Origin of the sequence: Aequorivita sinensis (assembly GCF_006346335.1) — a bacterium.
Classification (GTDB): domain Bacteria; phylum Bacteroidota; class Bacteroidia; order Flavobacteriales; family Flavobacteriaceae; genus Aequorivita; species Aequorivita sinensis.
Map to the genome: position 1 here is coordinate 1 of NZ_VDMC01000023.1, position 12,502 is coordinate 12,502.

A 12,502-nucleotide genomic window follows, 5' to 3' on the forward strand; every position below is an offset into this window, starting at 1 on the left:
TTTAACCCTTGAAACAAGCAATTCTGTTTCGTTAAGCGGGTGCAAATATAACCCCGTTTTTTAACCCCACAACATTAATTTAAACTTTTTTTAATACCTACTTAATAATAATATCTAAGTATTTGAAAAAGCAACACTTAGATTTCAAAATAAATTATCAGTATTTTACCTTGATGTATATTCCAGTTGCTTTGTAATGCAAAACCTACCACCAATTAAATAATTACTATTGCTTAAAACAACTATAAATTATCTCTAAAAGCACATTAACTAGCTTAGAAAAAAAGAGCGAATTACAAACTTACTATCATTGTAACTTCTATGCAATAAAAACCTAACTTATTTATTAACAGTACCTTTACTCCAGTGCGTACTTAATTCAGAGAAATCAATTGGGAAAGCTGGCTCCTGTCTTTCCAGGATATAGTCTCGGAAAGAGCGCTCTAATATATCTTCAATTAGGTAGTCCTCCTCTACTTCAAATGGGTTGTATTCCTCTTTTAAGGATATTTCAAAAAAACTAGCGGTGGTATTATACCAAAAGGCTCGCCATCCAGTTCGTAATTCTTTTACAAGATCAAAAGCAGTAGTTCCTGTTTGTCTATGGATGAGCTTTACTAGTATTTGCCCCTCTGAATGAGTGAGTTTTTTCAGCCTATCGGAAAACTCTCCTTCTATATATTTTTGAATTCTTTTAGTATATCGTTTCTTGTCTCTATTCTTTTCGATTGTCTTTAATCTTTCTGTCATAGTTGTTAATCGCTCAGCAGCTAGTTTAGCATAAGGGTACACTTTACGTGTTTTTCGTCGTAATATCAAATAACGCCTTCTATCTTCTTTAGAAGTAAATTGCATTTTCTTCAGCAGATACACCTCATCAAGATTAATCATTTCACGCGCAATTGTATCTCCTTCTATGATATAGTACATAACCTGTACGGTATCTTTTTCTTTTTCGAGCTTAAGAGTATCAACTTGGGCAAAAGTAGATGTGAATCCAAAAAGGAATATACATATATATATAGGTATGCTAAACTTCATTTAAACTAGGTATTAAGGTAACAAGCTACTATTATCCAAAAACGTTCCAAAATTAAGCAAATTGCTTGGTCAAGCTTAATAAGAAATTGCTAATTTTACCGAAGACCTATATATAAGACGAAAACTATGAAGAAATCAATATTGAACGACAATTCATTAAAATTTTTAAAAGAATACTTAAACAATGCCGCACCTACTGGTTACGAATGGGACGGTCAAAAGTTATGGATGAATTATCTAAAACCTTATGTAGATGAGTTTTTTACTGATACCTACGGGACAGCAGTGGCTGTAATTAATCCAAAAGCAAAGTTTAAGGTGGTTATTGAAGGACATGCCGATGAGATTTCTTGGTATGTAAACTTCATTGACGATAACGGATTACTTTATGTGATTAGAAATGGTGGTAGTGATCACCAAATTGCACCTTCTAAAATGGTGAATATTCACACTAAAAATGGAATTGTAAAAGGAGTATTTGGTTGGCCTGCTATTCACACGCGAAATAAAAGCAAGGAAGAAGCTCCAAAACCAGATAACATTTTTATTGATGTAGGAGCTAAAGACAAAGATGAAGTTGAAAAAATGGGAATTCACGTTGGTTGTGTAATTACCTACCCAGATGAATTTCACATTTTAAACAATGACAAATTTGTTTGTCGCGCATTAGACAATAGAATGGGTGGTTTTATGATTGCAGAAGTTGCAAGATTAATACACGAAAACAAAAAAGAATTGCCATTCGGACTTTATATTACAAACTCTGTACAAGAAGAAATAGGTTTACGCGGAGCACAAATGATTGCTGAACGCATTAAACCAAATGTTGCGATTGTTACAGACGTTACTCACGACACCACTACTCCAATGATTGACAAAAAGAAACAAGGTTTTGCCGAAATTGGATCTGGTCCTGTTATCGCTTATGCTCCAGCAGTTCAGCAAAAACTACGTGACTTAATTGTTGAAACAGCAGAAGATAATAAAATTCCATTCCAACGAGCTGCACTTTCTAGAGCAACAGGAACTGACACTGATGCGTTTGCTTACAGTAACGAAGGAGTAGCAAGTGCATTAATATCTCTTCCGCTTCGATATATGCATACCACTGTGGAAATGGTTCATAGAGATGATGTAGAGAATGTAATTAAGCTTATTTACGAATCACTTTTAAAAATTAAAGACGGAGAAACGTTTAGCTATTTTGACTAGGTAATTACATCCTTTTATTTTCCAACAAGAAGTTTATTTGTTGATACATAAAAAAACGACCTTCAATAACATTATCAATTGAAGGTCGTTTTATTCGTTCTTATTTGTTTTTAGCATCTTTCAATTTCGAAAAGTAAATTTTAGCTTGCTTTATTACTTTTGGAGCTAGTATAATAGTAGCCGTCATTGTAGGGATAGCCATAAGTGCAAAAAAAGTATCGATTAAATTAATCATCATACTTAAAGAAGTCGTTGCCCCTAATAGAATACTGATAATATAAAAATAGTTGTAAATCCCTTTGTTTTTAGCGCCGAATATAAAACTCATACACTTGCTTCCATAATATGAGTATGAAAACAAAGAAGAAATACTAAACACTGCAATACAAGCTAAGAGTGCGTATTTACCGACGTAAGGAATACTTTCTCCAAAAGCGGAAGCTGTCAAACTTACTCCATTAGCATCGCTACTCTGCCACACCCCGGTTACCAAAATTGCTAGTGCAGTTAACGTACAGATTACTAAAGTGTCTATAGCTGGACCAAGCATAGCTACTAACCCCTCACGAATAGGCTCATTTGTTTTAGCTGCTCCGTGAGCCATCGGAGCCGTACCAATACCTGCTTCATTTGAAAATGCACCACGACGAATTCCTAACAGAATTATTCCACCTACTAAACCACCTAAAAATGTATCGCCTTTATAGAAATTTGCTGAAAAAGCATCAGTAAAAATTAGACTTAAATATTTTGGAACTACATCAATATTAACCCCTAATATTATCAGTACTAATATAAAGTAAAGCAAAACCATTGCAGGCACCATTTTAGAAGCAGTTTTGCTAATACGTGAAAGTCCGCCTAGAATAACCACAGCTGTTATTGCAGCCAACACTAAACCTATAAGTAAATCTGTTTTAAAACCGCTATAAAGACCGGCGGGCTTTAATAGGATATCGTTTATAGCTTGTGTTAATTGGTTTACATTAAAAACGGGTAATGCCCCAACTAATCCCGCTATACTAAATAACATTGCCATTGGCATCCATTTTTTTCCTAATCCTTCGATTATAAAATACATTGGCCCACCTTGAACCTTACCTTCTGAATCTTTTCCGCGGTAGAGAATTGCTAATGTTGCTGTGAAAAATTTAGTCGACATCCCAATTACAGCACTTACCCACATCCAGAATACAGCTCCAGGTCCACCAATTGCAATTGCAACTGCAACACCTGCAATATTCCCCATTCCTACCGTTGAAGATAAGGCCGTCATTAAAGCTTGGAAATGTGTGATTTCTCCCTCGTCATTTTCATCATCATATTTTCCACGAAGTACTAAAATTGCATGGCCTAGGTATCGAAATGGTAAAAATCGAATTCGAATTAAAAGATATATTCCACCTCCTATTAAAATGATTAAAAGTGGTAAACCCCAGGCTATAGAAGCCATGTCTGCAATAAAACTATCTAACTTTTCCAAATTGTATAATTATAATTTCAGCTAATTTATGATTAATATTTTTATAATTAATTCGGAAATTGTTACTTGCAATTGCAAATGAGCAGACAACTAACCTTTTTATTGCTAATAATATCTTCTTTAAGCTTTGCGCAAACTAAAGGTGATTGGAAAAAAAATGCGTTCATATTTACTCCTGAAATACTTTTAGGAAAAACAATGGAAGCTTATGATGGTTTCCCTGAAATAAATCTTCAGAAGCAACTTATTTTAAGTTTTGGTCGAGATCACGGTAACAATCCACAGCAATGGGCACAAAGGTTAAAAGGACCAAAAACTGGGTTGTCGGTTGGTATTACCGACTTTGGAAATGTTGACAGCTTAGGGATAGCCATCATTGGCATGCCTTTTATTGAGTTTAATGCTTTTGGAAGTAATCGTTTTAAGGTATTAACTGGATTAGGAGTTTCTTATTTCACTGAAAAATTTAATGAAGTTACTAGTCCTAATAATCGTGCGGTTAGTACAAATGTTACGTGGGCGTTTCGACTATATCTAAATTATCATTTTCTTTCTACTAAAAAAGTAGATTGGCGCGCAGGATTAGGATATTCACATCACTCCAATGGGCATACTCGATTGATGAATAACGGATTTAATTCATTCTTATTAAGTCTTTCTGCAGACATTAAAAATCCATTAAATAAATCGGAAGAAAATAAGGTTGAAAATATTCCTGAGTATAAAAATTCGGTTTATGAGTACATTTCTATACGTAGTGGAATTGGTCAGAACGTTTTTGCCTTAGCCTTTAACGACAAAAAAAATGTTTACACTATAGCAGGAGAATATGGAAAAGTGTATAACAATACCTTTAAAGTAGGAATTGGATTTTACTATCGTTTTTACCAACATTATTACGACTATATAAAAGGAGAAGAATCCTTAGTACAGCCAGGAAGAGAATTTGATTATTTTAGAAGTAACCCTGTGTATTATGCCAGTAACTTCGGAGTAGTATTACACGGTGAAGTATTATTAAATCATTTTGGAATCGATTTACAGCTAGGTTACAATCTACACAAACCAGCATATAAAGCCGAATGGCGGATTAATGAAGGTTGGGATAAAACCCCTCGTGAAATACCTAAATCATGGGTTTTGGGTGAGCTAAACAGTAAATTCAAGAAAAAATACCGCATTTCTTCTAGATTGGGATTAAAATATTATTTTTTAGGTATGGAAAAATCTCCAAAAAATAACTTCTTTATTGGCGCACACCTCAACTCTAATCTTGGGCAAGCCGATTTTACTGAAATGAGCTTAGGTTATATTCACAGGTTTAACTCACAAAATATTTCTAAATAAAAAAGCAACCATAAAGAATGGTTGCTTTCGAAACATTTATAGTAGTTGTGATTTATTTCTTTAAATAATCCAATACATTTTTCTCTATACGTTCTTGGATGTTCGACACATCTGCTTTTACAAACTTTTCACCAGTAATATTTTCGTAAAGCTCAATATATCTTTCAGAAACAGACTCGATATACTCATCACTCATCTCAGGTAATTTTTGACCTTCAAGCCCCTGAAAACCATTCTGAATTAGCCATTGACGCACAAATTCTTTTGAAAGTTGTTTTTGTGGCTCTTCATTTTTTTGACGTTCTTCATACCCTTCAGCATAAAAATAACGAGAAGAATCTGGAGTATGGATTTCGTCTATCAAAACGATTTTTCCATCTTTAGTTTTTCCGAATTCATATTTAGTATCTACTAATATCAATCCTCTTTTAGATGCAATTTCGCTACCACGTTTAAAAAGTTTACGTGTATAATTTTCTAATTGGATGTAATCTTCTTCTGAAACAATTCCCTTCTTAATGATATCTTCTCTTGAAATATCTTCATCGTGGTCTCCCATTTCAGCTTTAGTAGCAGGAGTAATTATAGGTTCTGGAAACTTATCGTTTTCCTTCATCCCTTCAGGCATCTCAACTCCGCAAAGTAATCTTTTTCCTGCTTTATACTCGCGAGCAGCGTGACCACTCATATATCCTCTAATAACCATTTCAACCTTAAAAGGTTCGCAGGCTTCCCCAATAGCAACATTAGGATCTGGAGTTGCTATTAACCAATTAGGAACAAGGTCTTCAGTATCGCGCATCATCTTAGTAGCTATCTGATTTAAAATTTGACCTTTGTAAGGAATTCCTTTTGGCATAACCACATCAAAAGCACTAAGTCTGTCTGTTGCGACCATTAATAATAAGTTGTTCTCTAAAGTATAAACCTCTCGTACTTTTCCGTGGTAAACACCTTTCTGATTTGGAAAATTGAAGTTTGTTGAAGTTATTGTATTACTCATTGTTAGTAAGAATTCGGGATTTGTTATTTCGTTAATTCGAGAGTTAATGTGTTTGTTTTCTATATTAATCTACGTTTTCAATTTTTTTGTACGCAGCAATTACTTCTTTTACTAGACGGTGTCTAATCACATCTTTATCATCCAAATAGATCATTCCAACGCCTTCAACATCTTTCAATACAAGTAATGCCTCTTTTAAACCGGAAGTTATACGCCGTGGAAGGTCAATTTGTCCAGGGTCGCCAGTAATCATAAACTTGGCATTTTTACCCATACGCGTTAAAAACATTTTCATTTGGGCATGCGTAGAATTTTGTGCTTCATCGAGAATTACAAAAGCATTGTCTAAAGTTCTACCACGCATAAAGGCCAATGGTGCTATTTGTATAATTCCGTTTTCAATATGTGCGGTAAGCTTTTCCATAGGAATCATATCGCGAAGAGCATCGTATAACGGTTGCATATATGGGTCTAACTTTTCTTTTAAGTCACCTGGTAAAAAACCTAGGTTCTCCCCTGCTTCAACGGCTGGTCTTGTTAAGATAATACGCTTTACTTCTTTCTCCTTAAGAGCTTTTACAGCTAGTGCCACACCTGTATAGGTTTTCCCCGTTCCCGCAGGACCAACAGCAAAAACCATATCGTTTTTACTCATTAAAGAAACCAATTTGCGTTGATTTGCAGTTTGAGCTTTAATAGGTTTTCCATTAACACCGTGAACAATAGTGCCACCACTACCCTGCGGTGCTTCATATTCTTCTTTATTCTTACTTAAAAGAACACGCTCAATTACGTTTTCGTCAATTTTATTATACTTGACGTATTGTTCTAATAGCATTGCTATGCGGCGATCAAACTCTTCGAGCACCTCTTCATCACCGTAAGCTTTTATCTTATTGCCACGTGCTACAATTTTAAGTTTTGGAAAGTATTTTTTTAATAGACCAATATTAACATCTTCCTGGCCGAAGAAATCCTTTGGGCTAATTTCTGTAAGTTCTATAATGAGTTCGTTCAAAAGGCATTTTTTTTAGTCGTTAGATTTATTAAGTTAGAAGTTATTATATTTTACATCAAACTGTAATAAATCATTAAAATTAAAGCCATTAAAATTGTTATGGCGCAATATATTTTTATTAATCAAAAATAGTTTTGGTACTAACAAAAGTAACTTATTTTTGTGGTTATTCTTTTAAGAAAATATCAACAATTCATTTATGGCTATAATTACACTAACAACAGACTTTGGACAGAAGGATCACTTTGTTGGTGCGGTAAAGGGAGCTATTTTTTCAGAAATTGAAAATGTAAATATTGTTGATATCTCCCATTACATTTCACCGTTCCACTTACACGAAGCTGCTTACATCATTAAAAACGCTTACAAAAGCTTCCCAAAAGGGAGTATTCACGTTATTGGTGTTGATTCAGAATTAAATCCTGAAAATAAACATATAGCAGTTTATTTGGATGGGCATTATTTTATTTGTGCAGACAATGGCATTATATCGATGCTAACATCGGAAGTGCGACCAGAAAAAATTGTTGAAATAAACATACACGATAGATTTACTAGTAATTTTCCTGTTTTAGATGTTTTCGTAAAAGTTGCTGGACATATTGCTCGTGGTGGAACTCTAGAAGTAATTGGCAAACCTATTTCTGAAACTAAAGAGTTAACAGGCATTCGCCCTGTTACAAGCAACCAAAGCAGTCAGATAATTGGAAATGTAATTTATATCGACAATTATGGCAATGTAATTACGAATATAGACAGAAAGCTTTTTGAAGAAGTAGGAAAAGGAAGAGATTTTATAATTCAAGCCCGTACAGTAAAATTCGATAAAATACATAGAAATTATAGCGATGCTATAAATTTTGATGCCCCTCCTGAAAAACGAGAAGAAGATGGAAAAAGAATAGCGCTTTGGAATTCATCTAACTGTTTGGAGTTGGCAATTTATAAGAGTAATCTAACAACAGTTGGCGGTGCTTCAAGTTTATTCGGACTTGATTTTAGAGATACAATCACAGTGATTTTCACGCCAAAACTATGATGTTATAAAATAGTATAGTGGTTGCTATATAAATATTAAAATTGCTTTTGAGCCAAATCTGCTCATACTATAATTAAAGAATATGTTTACAAGAATCGTAAAATTAGAGTTAGAAAAAGAAAACGTAGCCCCATTCCTTGCAAATTTTGAAGAAGTAAAGGAAAAAATCAGGAATTTTCCTGGATGTACTTTTCTTGAACTTTACAACGATAAGAACGATGAAACAATCTTTTTTACTTACAGCCGTTGGAAAGATGAATCAGATTTAGAAAACTACCGCAAAAGTGAACTTTTTAAAGGGGTTTGGAGAGTAACAAAACCTATGTTTAGAAAACGAGCTGAAGCTTGGAGTGTAGATACTGTTGTAAGTTTGTAGTTTGAAAAATTAAAAACCTTGGCGAGAATTCGTCTTTAGATAATGATACCAATCATAAAACGCGAAATAAATTCATTCTTTTCTAGTACCATCGGGTATTTGGTGATTGCCATTTTCTTGGTGATAAACGGCTTGTTTTTATGGGTTTTTAGTGGAAATTTTAATATTCCAGATTCAGGCTTTGCCGATCTTTCTCCGTTTTTCGAGCTTGCACCTTGGGTGTTACTTTTCTTAATTCCCGCAGTGTGTATGCGTGCTTTTAGCGATGAAATGAAAATGGGGACACTCGAACTTTTACTTACCAAACCAATTTCACTTTTACAAATAGTATTAGGGAAGTATTTCGGAGCCGTTATACTTATTTTTATCGCACTAATTCCAACAATCTTATACGTATTTGCAATTTCCGAACTGGGAAATCCTCCTGGAAATTGGGATGTGGGTAGCACCCTGGGGTCTTATCTTGGACTATTATTTTTAGTGTTCGCTTATACTGCTATAGGTGTATTTTCATCAACGCTTTCACAAAATCAAATTGTAGCTTTTATAATTGCTGTTTTTTTATGTTTCACACTTTATTATGGGTTTGAAGGTTTCTCTACCACAACTTTTAATATTTCTCAATTAGGAATGAAAGCACATTTTGACAGCGTAGCACGAGGCGTCTTAGACACACGAGATTTAATATATTTCTTGAGTGTTACAGTGTTTTTTATTGCTTTAACAGTTTTAAAATTGAAGAAACAATAATGAGAGCATCTACAAAAAATACTATCGTTTCCTTAGTCCTTTTAATTGCAGGAGTTGTACTTATAAATATTCTAGGAGGTTATGTTTACAAACGTTTTGACCTTACTCAAGACAAGCGTTTTACTTTAGCTGAAGAAACTAAAGAAATCATCGACCAAGTAGAATCTCCATTAATAATCGATGTTTTTCTAAAAGGAAATTTTCCTCCAGAATTTAGACGTTTACAGTTAGAAACCGAACAACTTTTAGACGAATTTAAAGCCTATAATCCCAATATTAAGTTTGAATTTATAAACCCAAATGAAGACGGAAATGAAGAGTTTCAACTTCAATTTGAAAAGTTTGGTTTAACGGCTGCTCAAGTTTCGGTAACAGAAAGCGGGAAACAAAGCACAGAACTTGTTTATCCGTGGGCATTAGCGCATCACAACGGGAAATCGGTTAAAATTGGTTTGTTAAAAAATCAACTAGGAGCTACTTCCGAAGAAAGAGTAAATAGTTCCCTACAAAACCTTCAGTATGCTTTTGTAGACGGTTTTAAAAAATTAGCTCAAGATAAGTCTAAAAAAGTAGCCGTACTTAAGGGTAACGGACAATATGACGACCGCTACATTGCAGACTTCTTTTCAACTTTAAGAGATTATTACTTTATAGCTCCTTTTACATTAGATTCTGTTGCTACCAATCCGGAGAAGACTTTAAAAGCATTAAACAACTTCGATTTGGTTATTTCAGCACAACCTACAGAGCCATTTACCGATGCTGAAAAATACATTTTAGACCAATACACAATGAATGGCGGGAAGTCTATTTGGTTAATGGACGCCACTCAAATGCACAGAGATACTATTTCGGGAAATAACTTCGCCTTTGGAAGGGATTTAAACCTAAACGATTTCTTTTTTAGTTACGGAATTCGTGTAAATCCAAACCTTGTAAAAGATGTTTATTCGGCTCCTATTGTTTTGGCTAGTGGTGAAGAACGCGAATCGCAATTCAACAGATATCCTTGGTTTTTTAGTCCGTTGACAAATAGTGCAAACAATCATCCTATTGTAACCAATATTGAAGCTGTAAAATTTGATTTTGCGAGTGCTATAGACACGCTTCCAAACTCAATTAAAAAAACCGTTTTACTTTCTACTTCACCTATATCAAAAACTGTAGGACTCCCCTTCCCTATTGATTTTGACGTTGAAATTCCTAAGAACCTTCAAATAATTAATGAGGGACCAAATATGCAAGAATACAATGGCGGAGAAATTCCTTTGGCTGTCTTGTTGGAAGGAAATTTCAATTCGGTATATAAAAACCGAGTGAAGCCAATAAAACTTTCCGGCATTAGAAATATAGACGACGGCAAGCCATCAAAAATGGTGGTAATTAGCGATGGCGATATCATTAAAAACCAAATGCAAGGCAATCGCCCCTTGGAATTAGGCTTTGATAAAATGACGAGTTCTTTCTACGGAAATAAAGAATTTTTGCTGAATACCGTCAATTACCTTCTTGACGACAACGGACTTATAAACATTCGAACAAGGCAAATTGCGGTTCCTTTTCTAGACCCTCAAAAAGTTAGTGAACAGCGTGGGAAGTGGCAAACCCTTAACTTATTGTTACCGTTGGCCTTACTCGCTCTTTTTGGAATTGCATTCCACTACTTCCGCAAACGTCATTACACTCGCTAAATGTTGATAAGTTTGTTTTAACAAACACTTCAATTGAAATATATTTGTGGTTCGACAGGCTCAGCAACCTTAATTGTTTTGGAATAAAAAAATTTAAGAGATTTAAGTCGAGCTCTGTAGAAATGCTCTTTAACTAGAATGAATAGGTTGTAACAATAATGAGCTTTACTAGCTCAACACCCCTTCATTTTTGTTGTTTGTTATTTTACTGAAGAGTATTATTAAAAATTATTTCATAAAAAACACATATAATGAAATTCATCGTATCGAGTTCGTATTTATTAAAACAACTGCAAGTTTTAGGCGGAATTATCAATAGCAACAACACTTTGCCCATTTTAGATAATTTCCTTTTCGATCTAGACAACAAGAGCCTTACCGTTTCTGCATCAGATTTAGAAACTACAGTATCTTCAAAGCTAGAAGTTGAAAGCACAGAAAAAGGAATGGTTTGTATTCCTGCAAGACTGTTATTAGATACTTTAAAAACATTTCCTGAGCAGCCGTTAACATTTACTGTTGAAGACAACAACACTATTGAAATCAGCTCAAATCACGGTAAATATGCTGTGGCTTACGTAAGTGGTGAGGAATTTCCAAACGCAGTAGAGTTAAAAGATCCTTCTTCTACAGTAATACAAGGAGATGTATTAGCTACTGCAATTAGCAAAACCATTTTTGCTTCAGGAAATGATGATCTTCGTCCAGTAATGAGCGGTGTTTTCTTTCAGTTTTCAACAGAGAATTTAGTTTTTGTAGCAACAGATGCTCACAAACTAGTAAAATACACTCGTGACGATTTAAGCGCCTCGCAAACTGCCGAGTTCATTATGCCTAAGAAACCTCTAAACCTTCTTAAAAGCATACTTGCAGGTAGTGAGGAAGATGTTATTATTGAGTACAACGAAAGCAACGCTAAGTTTATATTCGAAAACATCGAAATGGTATGCCGTTTAATCGACGGGAAATATCCAAATTACGAAGCGGTAATTCCAAAAGAGAATCCAAACAAACTGGTAATTGATAGAAATCAATTTCTGAATTCAGTTCGAAGAGTTTCTATTTTCTCAAGTAAAACAACCCACCAGATTCGTTTAAAAATTGCAGGTGCAGAGTTGAATATTTCAGCTGAAGATATCGATTACAGCAATAAAGCAGAAGAGCGCTTAACTTGCGATTACCAAGGAGACGATATGCAAATTGGGTTTAACAGTCGTTTCTTAACAGAAATGCTAAACAACCTAACTAGTGACGAAGTTTCTTTAGCAATGAGCCTTCCTAACCGCGCAGGAATTCTTACTCCTGTTGATGGATTGGACGAAGGTGAAACAGTTACTATGCTTGTAATGCCGGTTATGTTGAATAACTAGAGACTAGAGACTAGAGACTAGAGACTAGAGACTAGAGACTAGAGACTAGAGACTAGAGGAATGTACGTCTCTGATATAGGTTGACCACTTAACGAGTGAGAACCTATGAAAGCAAATGTACGGAGTATTCGCAAGCAGCGTAAATACTCAATTGAATTTAAAAAAAGGATTG

Annotated in this window: 11 protein-coding genes; 7 read left to right on the forward strand and 4 right to left on the reverse strand. The window is 34.5% G+C overall.

The window, feature by feature from the left end; translation table 11 throughout:
- Positions 1 to 339: 339 nt before the first annotated feature.
- Complete coding sequence (locus FHP04_RS13685) at positions 340 to 1,041, reverse strand: DUF4294 domain-containing protein (protein WP_139856723.1); 702 nt, start codon at positions 1,039 to 1,041, stop codon at positions 340 to 342.
- A 126-nt stretch (positions 1,042 to 1,167) separates the two neighbouring features.
- Here FHP04_RS13685 and FHP04_RS13690 point away from each other — a divergent pair, with 126 nt between their 5' ends.
- On the forward strand, positions 1,168 to 2,253 hold the full coding sequence (locus FHP04_RS13690) for a M42 family metallopeptidase (protein ID WP_139856724.1): 1,086 nt from the start codon (positions 1,168 to 1,170) through the stop codon (positions 2,251 to 2,253).
- A 100-nt stretch (positions 2,254 to 2,353) separates the two neighbouring features.
- Here the strand turns inward: FHP04_RS13690 and FHP04_RS13695 are convergent, their stop codons facing one another.
- Complete coding sequence (locus FHP04_RS13695) at positions 2,354 to 3,736, reverse strand: alanine/glycine:cation symporter family protein (RefSeq protein ID WP_139856725.1); 1,383 nt, start codon at positions 3,734 to 3,736, stop codon at positions 2,354 to 2,356.
- Positions 3,737 to 3,814: 78 nt separating this feature from the next.
- Between FHP04_RS13695 and FHP04_RS13700 the strand changes: the two genes are divergently transcribed.
- The gene (locus tag FHP04_RS13700) at positions 3,815 to 5,083 is read left to right on the forward strand and encodes an acyloxyacyl hydrolase (protein WP_139856726.1); all 1,269 of its coding nucleotides are present in this window, start codon (positions 3,815 to 3,817) and stop codon (positions 5,081 to 5,083) included.
- 52 nt (positions 5,084 to 5,135) lie between these two features.
- On the opposite strand, the gene FHP04_RS13705 is transcribed toward FHP04_RS13700, so the two are convergent.
- Together FHP04_RS13705 and FHP04_RS13710 are read right to left on the reverse strand one after the other, a co-directional pair.
- Entirely contained in the window at positions 5,136 to 6,086 is a 951-nt protein-coding gene (locus FHP04_RS13705; protein ID WP_139856727.1) for a phosphoribosylaminoimidazolesuccinocarboxamide synthase, read from the reverse strand.
- 64 nt (positions 6,087 to 6,150) lie between these two features.
- Complete coding sequence (locus FHP04_RS13710; protein WP_139856728.1) at positions 6,151 to 7,104, reverse strand: PhoH family protein; 954 nt, start codon at positions 7,102 to 7,104, stop codon at positions 6,151 to 6,153.
- 199 nt (positions 7,105 to 7,303) lie between these two features.
- Here FHP04_RS13710 and FHP04_RS13715 point away from each other — a divergent pair, with 199 nt between their 5' ends.
- From FHP04_RS13715 to dnaN, 5 genes are all read left to right on the forward strand, one after another.
- Complete coding sequence (locus FHP04_RS13715; protein WP_139856729.1) at positions 7,304 to 8,143, forward strand: SAM hydrolase/SAM-dependent halogenase family protein; 840 nt, start codon at positions 7,304 to 7,306, stop codon at positions 8,141 to 8,143.
- An 82-nt stretch (positions 8,144 to 8,225) separates the two neighbouring features.
- Positions 8,226 to 8,519 carry a putative quinol monooxygenase gene (locus tag FHP04_RS13720; RefSeq protein ID WP_139856730.1) on the forward strand — a complete coding sequence of 98 codons (294 nt, stop codon included), beginning with the start codon at positions 8,226 to 8,228 and terminating at the stop codon, positions 8,517 to 8,519.
- A gap of 42 nt (positions 8,520 to 8,561) precedes the next feature.
- A complete protein-coding gene (gene gldF / locus FHP04_RS13725; protein WP_139856731.1) occupies positions 8,562 to 9,269 on the forward strand; it encodes a gliding motility-associated ABC transporter permease subunit GldF in 708 nt (235 codons plus the stop codon).
- Positions 9,269 to 10,960, forward strand: coding sequence for a gliding motility-associated ABC transporter substrate-binding protein GldG (gene gldG / locus FHP04_RS13730; RefSeq protein WP_179951795.1), 1,692 nt, complete (start codon positions 9,269 to 9,271; stop codon positions 10,958 to 10,960). The genes gldF and gldG overlap by 1 nt, the downstream gene beginning before the upstream one ends.
- Positions 10,961 to 11,211: 251 nt before the next feature.
- A complete protein-coding gene (gene dnaN, locus FHP04_RS13735; protein WP_139856733.1) occupies positions 11,212 to 12,330 on the forward strand; it encodes a DNA polymerase III subunit beta in 1,119 nt (372 codons plus the stop codon).
- Positions 12,331 to 12,502 lie beyond the last annotated feature (172 nt).